Genomic DNA, 16,881 nt, shown 5'->3' with positions numbered 1-16,881 from the left:
AGCCGACGCGACCTGGGGCGCGGCGCGCGTACCGTAGACCCCGTGCCTGATATTCCGTTCGGTTTCGCGCTCCCCGGTGGCCAGCCACCAGACCCCAACGACCCCGCGCAGATGCAGCAGTTCATGTCCCAGCTGCAGCACCTGCTCGCCGCGCCCGGCAGTGGACCGGTGAACTGGGACTTGGCCCGCCAGGTTGCGGCGAGCCAGCTCAGCGCCGGTGGCGATCCGGCTGTCTCGCCGTACGAGCGCAACGCGGTGGAGGAGGCGCTGCGGCTGGCCGACCTCTGGTTGGAGTCGGGCTCGGCGCTCCCGTCGGGCATCCGCGCCTCGGTGGCGTGGAACCGGAATGAGTGGATCTACAAAACCCTCGATGTCTGGCGCAAGTTGTGTGACCCGGTGGCCAGCCGAATGGTCGGCGCCATGGGCGACCTGGTGCCGCCGGAGGCGCGGGCCCAACTCGGCCCGATGCAGTCGATGGTGGCCACCCTCGGCGGGGCCCTCTTCGGGGGCCAACTGGGCCAGGCCCTCGGCTCACTCGCCGCCGAGGTGCTCTCCGCTGGCGACATCGGGCTGCCACTCGGCCCGGCCGGCACGGCGGCGCTCGTCCCGGCCAACATCCGGGACTACGGTGCCGGGCTGGAACTGCCCGAGGACGAGGTACGCCTCTACGTAGCCCTACGCGAGGCGGCTCACCAGCGCCTCTTCGAGCACGTGCCGTGGCTGCGCGGACATGTACTCAACGCGGTAGAGATGTACGCCTCCGGCATCCGGGTCAACCGCGAGGCGATTGAGGAGGCGATGGGCCGCGTTGACCCAACCGACCCGGAGTCGATGCAGGCGATCGCGCTGGAGGGGATCTTCACCCCAGAGGACAATCCAGCCCAGAAGGCGTCGCTGGCCCGACTGGAGACGGCCCTCGCGCTCGTCGAGGGCTGGGTCTGCCACGTGGTCGACAGCGCGGCCGGGGAGCGACTGCCCAACGTCGTCCGGCTCGGGGAGGCGTTCCGGCGACGGCGGGCCGCGGGAGGTCCGGCCGAGCAGACCTTCGCCGCCCTGGTCGGCCTGGAGCTTCGGCCACGGCGGCTGCGGGAGGCGGCGGCGCTCTGGGCGGCCCTCACCGAGCACCGGGGAATCGCCGGGCGGGATGCGCTCTGGGGCCACCCCGACCTGCTGCCCTCCGACGACGACTTCGCCGACCCGGTTGCCTTCGCCCAATCCCGGCTCGATGCTGACGAGTTGGAGAACTTCGACTTCAGCGCGCCGGGTGGCCCGCCGGAGAAGGCCCCCGGCGAGCCCGACGGACAGGACCCACCCACGGCCGGCTGACTCGCCGGCCCGCCGGGGGTCAGCCGAGGATTCCGGCGCTGGCCAGCAGGGTGCGGGTGGCGTCCCAGCCAGCCAGGGCGGGGTCGAGCCGGGCCAGGTCGTCCGGGCCGCGCAGCCGATGCCACCGGGCGGTGACGGCGAGATCGCCGGGGCGAGGCGCCGCCGCGCGCACCGCGGCAGGCACCGCCCGATCCAGGTCCAGCGCCGGTAGCCACTCCGGTAAGGGCAGTCGGGCCGCCGCTCCGAGCAGGCCGGCGTCGGCACCTGCGACCGGGGCCACCGCCATCGGTCGGGTGGTGAGCGGCCGGAGTAACTTGCCGATGGTCAGCCCAGGTAGGTCCGGGGCGTCCCCGGCGACAACGGCCACCTGGTCGTAGCCGCGCCCGGCCTCGGCGCGGTTGCTGCTGGCCGGCTGGCTCGGCCGGACGGTCTGCCCGCAGCTGGCGAGGACGGCGTCAACGGTGGGCTGCGGGATCTGATAGATGGTGGTGCCGGGCCAGACCACGGCGTCGGCCAGCCACTGGTCGGCCTCGGTCACCGCAACAGCGGTCTCGACTTCGTTCAGCGTGGCGAGTAGGTCAACGACGTCCTCGGCGAGCGCCGTCCGCCAGTCGGTCGGGTCGATCTCCGGCGGCGCCCAGGTGAGCGGCGCGAGTAGGGCAACCACCAACCGTCGTACCACGCACCGACCCTACGCCCCGGCCGCCGGAGGTCAGGAGGAGGAGACGGCCGCGACGCCCTCCAGGTAGCCCCGGGCCCGCTCGGTCTTCGGGTACCGGCCCACAAGCTGCCAGAACTGAGCGTTGTGACTCGGGACGATAAGGTGGGCCAGCTCATGCAACAGGACATAATCGATCACCCAGTCCGGCATGTCCTGCAGCCGATGGGAGATGCGAATCGTCCGATCAGCCGGAGTGCAGGAGCCCCAACGACCCGTCTGATTGGTCACCCAACGGACGCTTGCCGGGATCGCGTCATGCCCATGGTCGGCCAGGTAGAGGCCGATCAGTCGAGTGGCACGGGCGAGTAGTTCGTCGTCGGACCGGACCAGCCGGCCCTCCCGGGCGGCGAGCCGGGCGAGCATTCGGTCCACCCACTCGCTCTCCTCCGCTCGGGAGAACTGGTCTGGGATCAGGACGACAACCCGCTCGCCGTCGCGGTACGCGGACACCGTTCGCCGGCGGCGCTGGCTGCGCCGTACCTCGACCACCGGCTTCCGCGGCGCTGCCATCAGCCGGCCGCGCCGCCTCGGTTTCCTGCCACGAAGAAAAAGTTACTTCGTGGTGACCAGGGGTCCGCAAGGGCCAACCCGCGACACGCGCCCGAAAAATAAGTGTTGGTCGCCAGGAGTCCCGAAAATTTTTCCGCGTTCGCCCGCTCGGGAATAACTCGAAGGCAGATCCCACACCAGGTGATCATGTTGACTCCCGTCACCTGCGGGCGCTCCGCGCCGTTTTTCAGGGCATCCGTCCGGCGTGTCCCCGCCAAACTCACTTATCCAAGCTAATTCGCCGTGCACACTCTCGTCGTCAACTTGCTCACAGTGTCGATGAGGAGTTGACATGGAACCCCCCAGATCTGGGTAGGGTCCGCGGACCAGTGGTCACGCCTGTGACCACGACGGAAGGCCTAGCGCCGGTGCCCTCATGGCCCGCCGCTGGAACACCGCCGGATGAGCGTTCGCCGGCGGACGAGACGAGGAGGCACCCGTGGCCGACCAGGCCCAGACTTACAACGGTTACTGCGTCAAGTGCAAGGAGAAGCGGGACTTCGAGGGGCGCGTCGAGGTTTCCAAGACCGGGATGAACATGGCCAAGGGCAAGTGCCCGGTGTGCGGCACAACAGTGAACCGCATTCTAGGTAAAGCGAAGGTCTAACGCCTTTCGGGGTGGTGGAAGGGCGACCCTTCCACCACCCAGCCAATGTCGGTTGCCGGACAGGCGCGCCCGATGCCTGTGGAGAACCAGCCACTTCCTGTGGAAAACCTTGGACAGGGCTCCGCATGCCTGTGGACAACGTTCGACGGAAAGCTCTGACGCGATCACCATTCGTACCCATGAGCCTTGCCGCCCTGCCCCGGCCAACCCTGCTGCCCGGCCTCACCCGCCTCTGGCGGGACCGACACACGCTGCAACTGGGTGTCGACCCGAGCCGGGCCGTTCTGCTGGAGCTGGCCAACCCCCGTACCGCTCGCCTCCTCGACCTGCTCGACGGCGCGCACAGCGAGCGGCACATCCTGGACCAGGCCAACCGAATCGAGGTGGGGCGGGATGAGGCCCGCACCCTGCTCGAGGCGCTCCGCTCCGCCGGCCTGGTCGTACCCGCTCACACCCTCCTACCCCGCGACCTGATCGGTCCGCCACGAACCCGCCTCGCCGCCGAGGCCGGTGCCCTCGCCTTGGCCAACCAACAGAGAGCCGGCACGCCCGCCCAGGTATTGCGCCGCCGTCGGACAGCACGGGTACTGGTAACCGGCGCCGGTCGCCTCGGCGCTCCCGTCGCCGTCGCCCTGGCCCAGGCCGGCGTCGGACACGTGCAACCACGCCTGGCCGGCCCGGTCGCACCGGCGGACCTCGTCGGCACCGGGATCCCCGCTGCCGACCTCGGCCAGCCGCTCACCGACGCCGTCCGGGAGACCCTCGGCCGCACCGCCCCCGGCACCACCACCGGCCCGCTCCGATCCGGCCGGATCGACCTCGTGATCCAGTGCGGTACGGACCGCCCCGCTCCCCTGCTCGCCGCCGCCCACCACCAACGTCGACAGGTGCACCTGCTGCTCGACCTCCGGGAGGGCGTGCCGGTCATCGGCCCGCTGGTCCGGCCACCACTCGGTCCCTGCCTGAACTGCCTCGACCTGCATCGCCGGGACCGCGACCCGAGCTGGCCGGCGCTCGCCGCCCAACTCGCCAGCGGCACACCGGAGTGGGCCTGCGCGACGACAACGCTGCTCGCCGCCGTGGCGCACGCCACCAGCGAAGCTCTGAACCACCTCGATGGCGGCGTCCCGGTCACCGTCAGCGGTTCCGTCGAGGTCACCACCGACGGCCGGCTCCGTCGCCGACACTGGACCCCCCACCCCACCTGCACCTGCTCCGGTCGCAGAACGTGAGTTCCGTCCACGCCTCCCGGTGGGCCCCGCCCGCCCGGATTCGCGCGAGCCCGGGCGCCCATCCACCGGAAGACGGGTCCGGCCCGCCCGCACGGCAGCCGCCGACCCGCCCGGTCGGTCACAATAGCCAGGTGACCGAAATCCCGCGCCGGGCCGTCTCCCGAACCGCCAAGCTCGCCAGTCTGCCGCTCGGCTTCGCCGGCCGGACCGTTCTCGGCGTGGGCAAGCGCGTTACTGGACTCGCCTCCGACGTGATCTCCGCGGAGATCCAGCAACGTACCGCTGAACAGCTCTTCAGCGTCCTCGGGCAGCTCAAAGGCGGCGCGATGAAGTTCGGCCAAGCGCTGTCGGTCTTCGAGGCGGCGCTGCCCGAGGAGATGGCTGCCCCCTACCGACAGGCCCTGACCAAGCTCCAGGAAGCCGCGCCCCCGCTACCCGCCGCCTCCGTACATCGGGTGCTCGCCGAACAACTCGGCCCGGACTGGCGGGACCGGTTCGTGGAGTTCGACGACACGCCGGTCGCCGCCGCCAGCATCGGGCAGGTACACCGCGCGCAGTGGCGAGAGCCGGGATACGACGCATCCGGCGTGCCGAACACCCGCGACGTGGCGATCAAGATTCAGTACCCGGGTGCAGGGGAAGCCCTGCTCACCGATCTCAAGCAACTCTCCCGGCTCGGTGGGATGTTCCGGGCGATCCAACCGGGGCTGGACATCAAGCCACTCCTCACCGAGCTACGGGAACGCATCACCGAGGAGCTCGACTACGAGTTGGAGGCCGAGTCGCAGCGCGCCTTCGCCACGGCGTACGCGGACGACCCGGAGATCTACATCCCGGCCGTGGTCGCCGCGTCGCCTCGGGTCCTCGTGACCGGGTGGGTCGAGGGGACTCCACTGTCGCAGATCATTCGGGAGGGCTCCGAACGAGAGCGGGACGAGGCGGGCCGGCTGATGGCCACCCTGCACCTCTCCGCGCCGATGCGGGCCGGGCTGCTCCACGCCGATCCGCACCCGGGCAACTTCCGGCTACTGCCTGACGGCCGACTTGGGGTGGTCGACTTCGGCGCGGTGGCCCGGCTACCCGAGGGGACGCCCGAGCCGATCGGCCGCATCGCCGGACTGGCCCTGCGGGGAGATGCCGAGAAGGTGATGACCGGCTTGAGTGACGAGGGCTTCGTCAGCAGCAGCGAGGCGATCGACGGGCCGGCGCTGCTGGACTTCCTCCAGCCAATGCTGGAGCCGGTCGCCGCCGAGGAGTTCCGGTTCACCCGGGCCTGGCTACGGGCTGAGGCGACCCGGCTGGCCAGCCCTCGCTCGCCCGCGTACCAGCTCAGCCGACACCTGAACCTGCCCCCGTCGTACCTACTGATCCACCGGGTCACGCTCGGCTCGATCGGGGTGCTCTGCCAGTTGGAGGCGAAGGCGCCGTACCGGGGGATCCTGGAACGGTGGCTACCCGGCTTCGCCCCGGCCGCGTAACTGCGAGGACGGGCGCATCCGGTGGTAACCGAACGCGCCCGTCGCAGCGGTGCCAGCCAACGGGCCCGCTCCCCAGCGCAAGGGGGAGCGGGCCCGCTGTCTAACCGATGCCCAACTCGCGCGCCGACCGCCTGCGAGCGGCCATGGCGACGGTACGGGCGGAACGATAAGCCTCAGTGCTCGTGGTGATGCGACCGGCCTGAGGCCGGCGCATTCGAGCCCTCGCCAACACTTCGTTCAGTAATTGCAGTTCGAATTTGTTCGATTGCTTGAGCATCCTCGTCAGCTTTCTCGTGGCCGGCGCGAACACCGGCGAAGGGTGGAACGGATCGGGTGGTTGTCAGGCCGCCAGCCGGACCGCGTCGCGCCAGGCCAGCCCACTGGCCTCCAGTCGCGCCTCGGCCTGGACCCGGAGCGTGGCGTCCCGGGCGACATCTTCCTTACGGGGACGGCCTCGGGGCCGCTTACGCGGAACCACCGCGCCACGCTCGAAGATCTCGCCACCCCAGACGCCCCAGGGTTCGGCTCGCTCCACCGCGCCAGCGAGGCACTCGACGCGCAGCGGGCACTCCCCGCAGAGCGACTTGGCCACCTCAAGCTCGGGGGGCGAGTCAGAGAACCACAGGTCAGGGTCGAACTTCCGGCAGGGCAGGTTCGCCTCCAGCTCGACACTCAGGTCGAGTGGGGCCAACACCAGACTCATCGCCCGGTCACCTCTCTCTCACTTCGATCTCTTGGATCGCACTTCCGACTTACTTCGGCGGGACAAAAACAAAGGCCGCGGATCCCGGTATGCGGGTTCCGCGGCCTCGAGGTGAGCCGGTGGTCTGTCTCAGACCGGTCTACCTCGAGGTGGAACACCGCGGACGTCCATGCGCCGCTGAGCGCTGTCGACGCCCTTGCCCGTGAAACCACTGGTCCCCTGGGTTCCGTATGGCGCCAGCATGAGCCTCAGCTCGGCCTGAGTCTCGATCTGGTGCACCTGCGGAACCGACGGTCGCGCAGCGGTGAGGGCCACCTGGACGGCCGACAGGGGAGCGATGGCAGCAGGCAGCACCATCGGACGTGCATTGCTGTAGATCTCCATTGGGCCACCTCCCTAACTTCCCTCGTGCCGACCGAATCACGCCCGTGAGCAGCCTGAATGCCGCCGCTCGCGAGGTATGCCCCGAGGCTATGCCGCGCCCAGGGGCAAGGGCAAACGAATTTACGGCGAGATTTCAGAAGTTCTCTCCGAGCAGACCTCGTCCACCGTCGCGCCGGCCACCAAGGCCAACACCGCCTCCCCGTAGAGCCCCAGCTTGCGGGCCCCGATTCCCGCGATCGCGGTGAGGTCGCGGGGCTGCTGCGGGCGCCGCTCCGCCAACGCGACCAGCGTCGCGTCGGTGAACACCACATAGTCCGGCACCCGCTGGCCGTCGGCCACCCGACGCCGCCACTCACCCAGCCGCCCGTGCAGCTCCTTATCCAGGTCAGACGGACAGGCGGTGCACCGGCCCAGCTTGCGCTCCGCGCCGGCGAGCAGCGTCGTACCGCAGACCCGGCAGGAGACGATCTGGGTACGCCGACGCTCGGTCCGCCGCGCCCCACTCGCGCCGGCCCGCCTAGTGGTACCGGAGGAGTCCAGCCGGGGCAGGAAGCGACAGGGCCGCCGGGGACGTCCACCCGGTGAACGGGCTGAGGCGTACGACAGCCAAAGCCACTCCCGAGCCCGGGTGACGCCCACGTAGAGCAGCCGGCGCTCCTCTTCCACCTGCTCCGGTGTCTTCGCGTAGGTGGTGGGCAGGGTGCCCTCGGCGAGGCCGACCAGGAAGACGGCATCCCACTCCAGGCCCTTCGCCGAGTGCAGGGAGGCGAGGGTCACACCCTCGACCGTCGGCACGTGCTGGGCGGCAGCGCGCCGGGCCAACTCGTCGGTGAAGTCGGCCAAGGTGGCCGGCCGCTCGACCGCGGCAGCCGGCCCGATCGGCAGCACCGGGGCGCTGGCCGCGTACTCCTCGGCGAGTTGGACCAGGGCGGCGAGGGCCGCCCACCGTTCCCGGGCGGCGCCACCGGCTGGTGGCGTATCCGGTGCCCACCCCACCGCGGCCAACGCCTCGACCACGGCCGCCGGCAACGGGGTGTCGCCGGGAAGGGAACGGGTGGCGGCGCGCAGCGCGACCATCGCCTGCCGCACCTCGACGCGCTCGAAGAACCGCTCCGCACCCTGCACCTGGTACGGCACCTCGGCCTCGGTCAGCGCCTCCTCGTACGCCTCGGACTGCGCGTTGGTCCGAAACAGCACGGCGATCTCCCGGGCCGGTGTGCCAGCGTCCACCAGGGCACGGCAGCGGGCGGCGACGGCGGCGGCCTCGGCCGGCTCGTCGGTAAAGATCCTTAACTCGGGCTCGGGGCCCGCCGGGCGCTGGCCGACCAACTCCAGCCGAAGCCGCGCCTCCTCGCCCCGGGCCGGCGCGATGACCGAGTTGGCCAGCCCGACCACCTGGGGCGTGGAGCGGTAGTCACGCACCAGGCGGACCACGGTTGCGCCCCGGTACCGACGGGGGAAGTCGACCAGGTAGGACGAGGTCGCGCCAGTGAACGAGTAGATTGTCTGGCTCGCGTCACCCACCACCGTCAGGTCGTCACCACCACCGAGCCACGCCTCCAGTAGCCGCTGCTGGAGCGGGTTAACGTCCTGGTACTCGTCAACGACGAAGTGCCGGTACTGGGCACGCACCTGGTCGGCCACGTCCGGGTGCTCTTCGATTCCCCAGATCGCGGCACGCAGCATGTCCTCGAAGTCGATCACCCCGCCGGCGCGTTTGGCCTTCTCGTACGCGGCGAAGACATCGGCTACCTTCGCCGGCTCGTACGGGGTGTCCCGCAGCGCCCGGGCGGCCGCGACCACGTACTCCCCTGGCTCGACCAGGGACGACTTCGCCCACTCAATCTCGCCCGCGAGGTCCCGGACGCCGGCTCGGTCGGAACGGATCCCGACCTTCGCCGCGGCGAGGGTGACCAGCCGGAACTTACTGTCCAGCAGTTCGGGCATCGCCCGGCCGGCGAGCAACCGGGGCGCGAAGTAACGCACCTGACGCAGCGCCGCGGCGTGGAAGGTGCGCGCCTGCACCCCCGGCACCCCGAGCGTGGTGAGTCGGCTGCGCAGCTCGGCGGCGGCCCGCGCGGTGAAGGTGACCGCGAGCAGGTGCCGGGGCAGGATCTCCCCGGTCAACGTCCGGTGCGCGATCCGGGAGGTGACCGCCCGGGTCTTCCCGGTGCCGGCGCCGGCCAGGACGCAGACCGGGCCAGCCGGCGCGGTTACCGCCGTCCGCTGCTCTGGGTCGAGGCCGGCGAGCACCCGGTCGGACGTTGAGTGGGACACCACAGCGAGGAATTGTTCCAGCCGCTCCCAACGTTGGTGCAGTTAGCCTGGCTCGAATCACGATCCAGCCCCCTTGGAGGTCTGACGATGTTGACGATGTACTCCACGCCTTGGTGCGGCTACTGCCACCGGCTGAAGTCACAGCTGGACCGGGAGGGCATCGGGTACGAGGTGGTCGACATCGAGCAGGAGCCGGAGGCCGCCGCGTTCGTGATGAGCGTCAACGGCGGCAACCAGACCGTGCCGACGCTGCGCTTCGCGGACGGCAGCGCGCTGACCAACCCCACCATCCGGCAGGTCAAGGAGCACCTGTCGGGGATCTCCGCCTGATCGGTACGGGTGCCGGCTGGGCCGGATGGCTCAACCGGCGCCCACCCCAGAGGTAGCCGCTGGCAAGTAGGGTGATCAGGCCCACCACCACGAAGAGCAGGCGGTAGTCGAAGACGCCGACGAGCAGTGCGCCGCCCCCGATCGAGACGGCCCGCGGGCCGCTGACCACCGCATCGGCACCGGCCGCGACCCGGCCGATCAGCGGTGCCGGCGTACGCCGCTGAATCAGCGTGTGCAGGCCGACCATGGTGAGCGGCAGGGAGACCCCAGCCAGCAGGACAGCGGCGCAGCCCAGCCAGAGGTTGGGGTAGGAGAGCGTCAGCGCGGCTGACCCGAACAGCGCCACCCCCACGGCGAGCGCGCCGACCTCTCCCATCCGCCGGATCACGCCGGGCGAGATCAGTCCACCAGCGAGGCCACCGACCCCCTGCACGGTCACGAGCACCCCTACGAACGCCGCATCGCGGCGAAGCCCGTGGTCAACGTAGGCAAAGATCAACGACTCGCTGAAGCCCATCACCAGTGAACCGAGACCGTAGCCGAGCAGTGCCCGGCGCAGCGCCGGCTCGCCGGCCAGGTACCGCAGGCCAGCACCGAGCTCGGCCGACCAGCGCGACGTGCAACGCGACGTGCAACGCGGTCGCCTCGCCCAAGTGCAGGGTTGGGTGCAGCCCGGGCGGCAGCACCGTCCTGACCGCGACCGGGGCGGTTCGCTCACCCGGAGCAGGCCCACCAGCACCGCCGCGGCCATGAAGCCGACTATCGCCACGCCCGCCAACAGTCCACCGCCGACAGCGGTGTAGAGGGCAGCCCCCGCGAGCGGGCCGACCAACCGCAACCCCTGCCGCACCGTCTGTAGCACGCCGTTCGCGTCGGCCAGCAACTCCACCGGCACCAGGTGCCGCAGGAGGCCGCTGAGCACCGCGCTGAGGGTGATGTACGAGAGTCCGTAGAAGATCGCGACCAGGTAGATGAGCCAGAGGTCGGTACGGTCCCCGACGGCGAACAACGGGGTGAGTAGGACGGCCGTGACCAGGTTGGCGGCCACGAACAGGGGCCGGCGCGGATACCGGTCGACGACCCAGCCGACCAACGGGGCCAGCGTCATTGGGGCGATGATCGCGAAGATGGTGGCCCCGGCCAGTCCACTCGACCCGGTCAGTTCCTTGACCCAGATAGCGAGCGCGAGCAGCAGGATCGACTCGGCGGTCATGCTGGCCACCAGTCCACCGAAGAGCAGCCGGAAGTCCGGGCGGCGCAGGACGGTACGCATCTACCCTCCGTCGGAAGTGGTACACGGTGTGCCGCCTTTGGTCGAGACACGCCCCCGCCAGAACCTCCGGCACCGGCCGCGTCGTTCCATACTGAGGGTTAGGGGCGAATTCAGAGAGTTACCGTCGCATCTACGACGGTCTACGGAAAAGAGGACACGTGCCTCCAGTCGCACCCAGTCCTATCCTGCGGCGTCGCAGGTTGGGCAATGAACTGCGTCGACTGCGCGAGACCACCAGCCTCACCGGGGACCAGGTGGTCGAGCGGGTCGGTTGGGCCTCCGCTTCCAAACTGTCTCGCCTGGAGAATGGCCGCAGCCGGCCGGACCCGCAGGATGTCCGGGCACTGCTCGATCTCTACCGGGTGGACGTGACGCTACGGGAGGAGTTGCTGACCATCACCGGTGAGGCCGGCGACATCCGTGGCTGGCTTCGGAACTACCCGGTCATGACTCCGCAACAGCGCGGCTTCGCCGAGTTGGAGGCGGGCTGTGTGGAGATCTCGGAGTATCACCCACTGCTCGTACCGGGGCTACTCCAGACGCCCGGTTACGCCCGCATCCGAATCGCCTCCGCCCGGGATGTCGACGCAGCGGCAGGTGAGCCGGATGGCACCGAGGACATCGAGACCGAGGTGGGCGCCCGGCTGGCCCGACAGTCGCTGCTTACCCGGGGACCGGACGCACCCCGATATACGGCCGTGGTCGAGGAGACGGCACTCGGGGGGCGGGCCGGGCCGGCCGACGTACTGCGGGAGCAGCTTACGCAGCTCTACGAGTTGGCCATGCTGCCCAACGTCACGCTGCATGTGCTGCCTCGGGATACCCAGGCGAGCGGTTGGTACCTGCCACCGACGGCCTTCTCCCTCTACCGATTCACCGACCTGCAGGATCCCGAGACCTTGGCGATCGAAAGCGGGTTCTTGAACACCATGTCAACCGAGGCAAAAATCCTAAATCGCTATAAAGTGGTCTTTGAGTGGTTATGCACGGCAGCACTCCCCGCATCGGACACTCTCTCCTGGCTGAATACAGCCAGGGAACAGCCATTCGATGCAGCACCCTCGTCGGCAGCGGCGTTCGGGGCGGCAACACCGCCGGCCCAGCGTCGCCGGCGCCCCGGGCGATTGACGGAACGCTGACCCACCGGCACTCAACGTCGGTCCGTGCGGGCACTACTCGTCCATCGGCCGGTTCACACAGGAGTGCAACCATGAACGAGATCCATGACACGCCGACCGCCGTCCCCGACCTGGCGCGGATGACGTGGCGAAAGAGCAGCCGCAGCCAGACCTCAAACTGCGTCGAGGTAGCACCGATGCCAGCCATGGTGGCGCTGCGGGACAGCAAGGATCGGAGCGGTCCGGTGCTGTTGTTCGACCGAGGCGAGTGGCGGAGCTTCCTGGCCGCGACCAAGGACGGCCGGCTCGACCGAATCTGACCCGAAACTCCGTCGGGGCCGCCGGTGAGTACGTCCACCGGCGGCCCCGCATCGTCTACGAACGCCGGGCGGCGCCTCAGTTCGGGCACCCCGGTCCGGACGCCCTCGACCGATCGGCCACTCTGCCGGCCGATCGCGGCATTTCGGTTGCCAGGCCCGCTACGCGGCGTAGCATGACCCGCAGTGACGTGGAACTTCCACTCCGTTCCCGATCGTCGCGGCACACATCCGGAGACCGACATGCGGTTCCTGATCGTTCGCACCGATGTCCGCGCGGCGGCTGACGTGGACCTCACCGCCGCCTGGGCCGACGGGGGCCGGCTACGCGACGAGACCGTCGCGCCCGAGCCACGCCGGCAGGTCGTCCACGCCGACGACCGCGAAGCCGCACTCGTGCTCGCCCGTGCCCTCGCCGCGGTCGGCGCGGTCCGGGCCGGCCGACAACGGGTCAAGGTGCTTCCGCTCGACGAACCCCCGTCCGCCTGGCCAAGCTGGCCGGACGACCGGGGCAGCTGAGCGGCTACCCGTCCGTCGAACCGGCCCGGCTCTCCCGCCGCGCTCCTCGCCCCAGCCGGTCTCGACGGCACGGTCCCCGGCCCGTGACCGTCGCGGCAACGGCGGTCGCGGGCCGGGACCACGTTCGGGGTTGGCCACCGCCGGCTAGCGGCGCCTACCCCGCTCTCAACAGTGGCCGTCGAGCCAGTAGCGCAGCAGGAAGGACGCGATCGAAGACGACGGCGGCAGGACCAGCCGATCGCCCTGAACGTCAACGCGCTGCCCAGCCAGCGCCGCGTCGACCTCGGCCCGGGTGAACCAGCGGGCCGCCGCTATCTCCGCTGGGTCGACCCGCATTGGACGCCGTGGGTCGCCCACCGCCTGGAAACCCAACATCAACGAACCAGGGAACGGCCAGGCCTGGCTACCCACGTACGTGATGTCCGTGACCGGGACGTCAACCTCCTCGCGTACCTCACGCAGTACCGCCGCCTCGGCCGACTCCCCGGGCTCCACGTAGCCCGCGAGGCAGGAAAAGCGCAGCTCACCCGGCACCCGCGGCCAGGCGGCATTGTTACCCAACAGGCAGCGCCCATCCCAACCGGACCCCCCGTCGTGCACCAGGACGATCATCGCCGGATCGGTTCGCGGCCACATCCGCTCCCCCGCCGGGGCGACCCGGGACCAGCCGGCCTCATCCATCGTGGTGGCCTGCCCGGTCCGCGGGGAGTACTGGTGCCCACGGTGCCAGTTGAGCAGCGCCAGACCGGTGGTGAGCAGGCCCGCGTCCCGGTCGGTCAGCAGGTGGCCGACCTCCAGCAGGTGCGCCGCGCGGGTGCCGGGGAGCACCGGCAGGGGCGCGTCCACCGTGAACACTGCTCCGCCGTCCGGCTCGACGCCAAGGAACACTGCCCGCAGGGCCGCCTCCTCCGGCACATCCTCCGGGCCGACCAGCACCAACACCGGCGACTCCGGTTCGGCTGACACCAACGCCCGCCCCCCGTCGCCGCTGTCCAGCACGAGTACCCGACACCGTCCCCAGGCCTGACCCAACCAGTCGGGATCGGTACGCCGGTGCGCGGCCCGGTCCAGGGTGGGGCAGGCCAACGAAGGGGTCGGTCCACCGGCCGTCACGGAACCGCCGGTTCGGTCACAACCTCAGCCAACGTCCCCAACTGCCCGGCGACCCGCTGCGCATCCCCCAGCACGACCGTGACCGCCCGGGCCGGGGCAAGGTATCGGGCCGCCGCGTCGGCGACATCAGCCACCGTCGCCTTCGCCAGCCGAGCCGCGTGCTCGGCCAAGAAGTCCAGACGCAGGCCGCTACCCGCGTACGCGCTGGTCAGCGCCGCCAGCCCGGCCTGGGTGGAGATGCCGAGTTGGAGCGTACCGAGAGCGTACTGGCGGGCCTGCTCCAACTCCTCCGCGCCCGGTGCGACGCAGGCCAGCCGACCCAACTCGTACTGGGTCTCCAGCAGTGCCGCCCCGGTTACGTCGGTGGCCACCTCGGCGGCGGCGAGCAGGACCGACCCGGCGACCGAGTGCTCGACCAACGAGTGCGGCCCGTACGTGTAGCCCTTATCCTCGCGAATGTTCTCCACCCAACGGGATGAGAAGTAACCACCGAAGATTAGGTTCGCGAGTTGCAGGGCGGCGTGGTCGGGGTCGGTACGCGGCACCGCCGGCAACGCCATCCGCAGCGACGACTGCACCGATCCGGGGCGATCAACAAGGAGCAGCGGCCCCGGCTCCAACGGCGGCGTGGCGGGTAGCTCGATGACCTGCCCGGCACCATTCCATCCGCCGAGCGCCTGCTCGGCCGCGTCCAACGCCCGTTCCGGCTGGACGTCCCCGACCAACACCAGGACCGCACCCGTCGGATGCACCCGCTCGTCATGCAGCTTCCGCAGCACGTTCGGACGCACCGCGCGGACCTGGTCCGGGCTCGGCGTCTGCACCGCGTACGGGTGCCGGCCGTAGATCCGTTTGAGTAGGGCGGTACGGGCCAGGTGCCCGGGCTGAGACTGGGCCAACTGGATCCGGTCGACCAGCCGGTCCCGCTCGGTGGCGACCTCGTCGGCCGGATAGGCCGCCGCCGTCAGCACATCGGCCAGGAGCTCCAACATCCGGTCGAGGCCGGTCACCAGGCCTGCGCCGGAGACCATCAACCGGTCTGGGTCAACTCCGGCCGAGAGCCCACCGCCGACCTTCTGCAACTCCGCGGCGACCTGTACCCCGGTCAACGTCGTCGTACCGGAGAGCAGGGTCTGTGCGAGCATCGCGGCCCGGGCCGGGTGCACCCGCCCGAACGGCATTCCGAGCCGCACCTCGACCAGGGGCACCGCCGGCCGGCGGACCGCGATCACGGTGAGACCGTTGCCGAGCGTACGCTCGGCCTGCTTGGGCAGCTTCAGCTTCCGGGTTGGACCGAGCGGCGGTAGAGCGCGCGGCGCGGTCGTCATCGCGCCGCTCACTGGTCCGCCCCCGCGAGCACCTCGACGGTGGCCCGGCGCTGTGGGCGCAGCGTGGCGGCGGCGGCGCGGACCGACTCCTCGGTGACCTCGCCGACCAGGCGGGGCAACTCGTTGAGCAAGCCAGGCTCGCCGCGTTGCTGCTCTAGGACGGCCATCCGCAGGGCCCGGCCGAGCACCGCGTCCGTGTCGCGCAACAGGTGCGTGGCCATCCGAGCCTGGGTACGGGCCAACTCACCGTCGGCCAGCCCGTCGGTGGCCAGTCGGTCCAGTTCCTCATCCACCGTCTGCAGCACCTTGTCTACGTCACCGTCGGGTGGCAGATGCGCCTGGAGCAGGAGGGCCGTCGGATCGCGGACATCGAACGGGTCCCCCATGAAGCCCAGGTAGCCACCGATGCTGGTGACCGACCTGTCCCGCTGGACCAGCCGTTCGACCAACCGGGCGGCGTCCCCGTCGGTAAGCACCTCGGCGAGCACCGCGTACGGGAGGTAGCCGGCGAAGTCGCCGATCGGGTCCGGCACCCGCCACGCCGAGGCGACCGCCGGCAGTGGGGCCAGCCGATCGGTGTACGACACCCGCCGCTCGGCGGCCAGGTCCGGCTCGACGAAGCTCGGCCGGGGCGGTGCCGGCCGGGCCGGCACCTCGCCGAAGTGCCGCTCGACCAGCTCGACCGCCTCGGCTACGTCGATGTCGCCGCTGACCGCCAGTACCGCGTTACCGCTGGCGTAGTAGTGCTGGAAGAAGTCGGCGGCGTCGGCCACCGTCGCCGACTCGAGGTCGGCGAAGGACCCGTAGCCGTCGTGCGCGTTAGGGAAGGTGTCGAAGAGCACCGGTGGCAGGGTGAGCCAGGGAAACCCGCCGTACGGCCGGTTGAGCACGTTGACCCGAATCTCCTCCTTGACCACGTCAACCTGGTTGCGCAGGTTCTCCTCGGTCAACCGGGGGCCGCGCATCCGGTCCGCCTCAAGGAAGAGGGCCCGTTCGAGGGCGTTGCCCGGCAACGTCTCGTAGTAGTCGGTGTAGTCCAGGTGGGTGGAGCCGTTGAAGGTGCCACCCGCCCCCTGTACGTGCCGGAAGTGGGCCAACTTCTCCAGGTTCTCTGAACCCTGGAACATCAGGTGTTCGAAGAGGTGCGCGAAGCCGGTACGTCCCTCGGGCTCGGAGCGGATGCCGACGTCATAGACGACTGCCACCCCGATCACCGGGGCGCTGCGGTCCGGGGTGAGCACCACCCGCAGGCCGTTGTCGAGTGTGAGTCGCTCGACGGGATAACTCGTCGCTGGAATCGTCGCTCTGTTGGTCGACACGCGTTCGACCCTAACCCGTCCGCGTCGACACGCCGATGGCCTCCCACCGGACTCAGCCCTCGGTCGCCGTCGGTTCCGGGCTGCGTAGCTCAACCGGGGCCGCCGGCGCGGCCTTGTCCGGCCCGGGGTGCCATGGGCTGAAGACAACGATCAGGGCGAGCAGCACCCCGACCACGGCGACCGCCGTTACCAACAGCAGTTCCCGTACCGCGTTCAGGCTGCCTTGCCCTGTCATTCATTCCCCTCCCACACCGAGCGGACGGCCGGTGTCATCCCCCTCGAACCAG

The 16,881-nt window shown here is 70.3% G+C and carries 18 protein-coding genes; 8 read left to right on the top strand and 10 right to left on the bottom strand.

Annotated elements, in window-relative coordinates; genetic code table 11:
- Positions 1–111: 111 nt before the first annotated feature.
- Positions 112–1,326 (top strand): zinc-dependent metalloprotease, encoded by a 1,215-nt coding sequence (locus B116_RS24700; protein WP_018720498.1) that lies wholly within the window; start codon positions 112–114, stop codon positions 1,324–1,326.
- A 19-nt stretch (positions 1,327–1,345) separates the two neighbouring features.
- Here B116_RS24700 and B116_RS0105090 read toward each other — a convergent pair whose 3' ends face one another.
- The gene (locus B116_RS0105090; RefSeq protein WP_018720499.1) at positions 1,346–2,008 is read right to left on the bottom strand and encodes a hypothetical protein; all 663 of its coding nucleotides are present in this window, start codon (positions 2,006–2,008) and stop codon (positions 1,346–1,348) included.
- Between the two features lie 30 nt (positions 2,009–2,038).
- On the bottom strand, positions 2,039–2,557 hold the full coding sequence (locus B116_RS0105085; protein ID WP_018720500.1) for a M48 metallopeptidase family protein: 519 nt from the start codon (positions 2,555–2,557) through the stop codon (positions 2,039–2,041).
- Between the two features lie 478 nt (positions 2,558–3,035).
- On the opposite strand from B116_RS0105085, the gene B116_RS27765 reads away from it, so the two are divergent.
- The 3 genes from B116_RS27765 to B116_RS0105070 all read left to right on the top strand — a co-directional run bounded on the left by B116_RS27765 (position 3,036) and on the right by B116_RS0105070 (position 5,913).
- Positions 3,036–3,203: a DUF5679 domain-containing protein gene (locus B116_RS27765; protein WP_012014940.1), complete on the top strand. Its 168-nt coding sequence runs from the start codon at positions 3,036–3,038 to the stop codon at positions 3,201–3,203.
- A gap of 179 nt (positions 3,204–3,382) precedes the next feature.
- Positions 3,383–4,435, top strand: coding sequence for a thiamine biosynthesis protein ThiF (locus B116_RS0105075; protein ID WP_027659386.1), 1,053 nt, complete (start codon positions 3,383–3,385; stop codon positions 4,433–4,435).
- A gap of 131 nt (positions 4,436–4,566) precedes the next feature.
- Positions 4,567–5,913, top strand: a complete 1,347-nt coding sequence (locus B116_RS0105070; RefSeq protein ID WP_018720502.1) for an ABC1 kinase family protein — start codon at positions 4,567–4,569, stop codon at positions 5,911–5,913.
- 340 nt (positions 5,914–6,253) lie between these two features.
- Here B116_RS0105070 and B116_RS0105065 read toward each other — a convergent pair whose 3' ends face one another.
- The 3 genes from B116_RS0105065 to B116_RS0105055 form a co-directional block, all read right to left on the bottom strand.
- A complete protein-coding gene (locus B116_RS0105065; RefSeq protein ID WP_027659385.1) occupies positions 6,254–6,616 on the bottom strand; it encodes a WhiB family transcriptional regulator in 363 nt (120 codons plus the stop codon).
- A 129-nt stretch (positions 6,617–6,745) separates the two neighbouring features.
- Positions 6,746–7,000 carry a hypothetical protein gene (locus B116_RS0105060; protein ID WP_027659384.1) on the bottom strand — a complete coding sequence of 85 codons (255 nt, stop codon included), beginning with the start codon at positions 6,998–7,000 and terminating at the stop codon, positions 6,746–6,748.
- Between the two features lie 120 nt (positions 7,001–7,120).
- The gene (locus B116_RS0105055) at positions 7,121–9,280 is read right to left on the bottom strand and encodes an ATP-dependent DNA helicase UvrD2 (protein ID WP_027659383.1); all 2,160 of its coding nucleotides are present in this window, start codon (positions 9,278–9,280) and stop codon (positions 7,121–7,123) included.
- 84 nt (positions 9,281–9,364) lie between these two features.
- Between B116_RS0105055 and B116_RS0105050 the strand changes: the two genes are divergently transcribed.
- Positions 9,365–9,607: a mycoredoxin gene (locus B116_RS0105050; RefSeq protein ID WP_018720506.1), complete on the top strand. Its 243-nt coding sequence runs from the start codon at positions 9,365–9,367 to the stop codon at positions 9,605–9,607.
- On the opposite strand, the gene B116_RS0105045 is transcribed toward B116_RS0105050, so the two are convergent.
- Entirely contained in the window at positions 9,576–10,880 is a 1,305-nt protein-coding gene (locus B116_RS0105045) for an MFS transporter (protein ID WP_027659382.1), read from the bottom strand. The two genes, B116_RS0105050 and B116_RS0105045, sit on opposite strands and share 32 nt — an antisense overlap.
- A gap of 158 nt (positions 10,881–11,038) precedes the next feature.
- On the opposite strand from B116_RS0105045, the gene B116_RS0105040 reads away from it, so the two are divergent.
- The 3 genes from B116_RS0105040 (at position 11,039) to B116_RS0105030 (ending at position 12,834) form a co-directional block, all read left to right on the top strand.
- On the top strand, positions 11,039–12,019 hold the full coding sequence (locus B116_RS0105040; RefSeq protein ID WP_026321400.1) for a helix-turn-helix domain-containing protein: 981 nt from the start codon (positions 11,039–11,041) through the stop codon (positions 12,017–12,019).
- 71 nt (positions 12,020–12,090) lie between these two features.
- The gene (locus tag B116_RS0105035) at positions 12,091–12,318 is read left to right on the top strand and encodes a DUF397 domain-containing protein (protein WP_027659381.1); all 228 of its coding nucleotides are present in this window, start codon (positions 12,091–12,093) and stop codon (positions 12,316–12,318) included.
- 240 nt (positions 12,319–12,558) lie between these two features.
- Positions 12,559–12,834 (top strand): hypothetical protein, encoded by a 276-nt coding sequence (locus B116_RS0105030; protein WP_027659380.1) that lies wholly within the window; start codon positions 12,559–12,561, stop codon positions 12,832–12,834.
- 165 nt (positions 12,835–12,999) lie between these two features.
- Here the strand turns inward: B116_RS0105030 and nudC are convergent, their stop codons facing one another.
- From nudC to B116_RS0105010, 4 genes are read right to left on the bottom strand one after another with little or no spacing between them, the layout of a single operon-like run.
- Entirely contained in the window at positions 13,000–13,947 is a 948-nt protein-coding gene (gene nudC, locus B116_RS0105025) for an NAD(+) diphosphatase (RefSeq protein WP_027659379.1), read from the bottom strand.
- Positions 13,944–15,287 carry a M16 family metallopeptidase gene (locus tag B116_RS0105020; RefSeq protein ID WP_018720512.1) on the bottom strand — a complete coding sequence of 448 codons (1,344 nt, stop codon included), beginning with the start codon at positions 15,285–15,287 and terminating at the stop codon, positions 13,944–13,946. Before B116_RS0105020 ends, nudC begins: the two co-directional genes overlap by 4 nt.
- Positions 15,284–16,594 carry a M16 family metallopeptidase gene (locus B116_RS0105015; protein WP_027659378.1) on the bottom strand — a complete coding sequence of 437 codons (1,311 nt, stop codon included), beginning with the start codon at positions 16,592–16,594 and terminating at the stop codon, positions 15,284–15,286. The genes B116_RS0105020 and B116_RS0105015 overlap by 4 nt, the downstream gene beginning before the upstream one ends.
- Before the next feature lie 52 nt (positions 16,595–16,646).
- Positions 16,647–16,829, bottom strand: coding sequence for a hypothetical protein (locus B116_RS0105010; RefSeq protein WP_018720514.1), 183 nt, complete (start codon positions 16,827–16,829; stop codon positions 16,647–16,649).
- Positions 16,830–16,881: the final 52 nt, after the last annotated feature.

It is taken from the genome of Salinispora fenicalii (assembly GCF_000514815.1).
GTDB lineage: Bacteria > Actinomycetota > Actinomycetes > Mycobacteriales > Micromonosporaceae > Micromonospora > Micromonospora fenicalii.
This window is presented reverse-complemented; position numbering and strand designations above follow the sequence as displayed.

Bases quoted from the DNA above. Each gene is read 5' to 3' on its own strand.
- B116_RS24700 (WP_018720498.1), top strand. From the start codon at position 112: ATGCAGCAGTTCATGTCCCAGCTGCAGCACCTGCTCGCCGCGCCCGGC.
- B116_RS0105085 (WP_018720500.1), bottom strand. From the start codon at position 2,557: ATGGCAGCGCCGCGGAAGCCGGTGGTCGAGGTACGGCGCAGCCAGCGC.
- B116_RS0105075 (WP_027659386.1), top strand. From the start codon at position 3,383: ATGAGCCTTGCCGCCCTGCCCCGGCCAACCCTGCTGCCCGGCCTCACC.
- B116_RS0105065 (WP_027659385.1), bottom strand. From the start codon at position 6,616: ATGAGTCTGGTGTTGGCCCCACTCGACCTGAGTGTCGAGCTGGAGGCG.
- B116_RS0105060 (WP_027659384.1), bottom strand. From the start codon at position 7,000: ATGGAGATCTACAGCAATGCACGTCCGATGGTGCTGCCTGCTGCCATC.
- B116_RS0105050 (WP_018720506.1), top strand. From the start codon at position 9,365: ATGTTGACGATGTACTCCACGCCTTGGTGCGGCTACTGCCACCGGCTG.
- B116_RS0105045 (WP_027659382.1), bottom strand. From the start codon at position 10,880: ATGCGTACCGTCCTGCGCCGCCCGGACTTCCGGCTGCTCTTCGGTGGA.
- B116_RS0105035 (WP_027659381.1), top strand. From the start codon at position 12,091: ATGAACGAGATCCATGACACGCCGACCGCCGTCCCCGACCTGGCGCGG.
- B116_RS0105030 (WP_027659380.1), top strand. From the start codon at position 12,559: ATGCGGTTCCTGATCGTTCGCACCGATGTCCGCGCGGCGGCTGACGTG.
- B116_RS0105010 (WP_018720514.1), bottom strand. From the start codon at position 16,829: ATGACAGGGCAAGGCAGCCTGAACGCGGTACGGGAACTGCTGTTGGTA.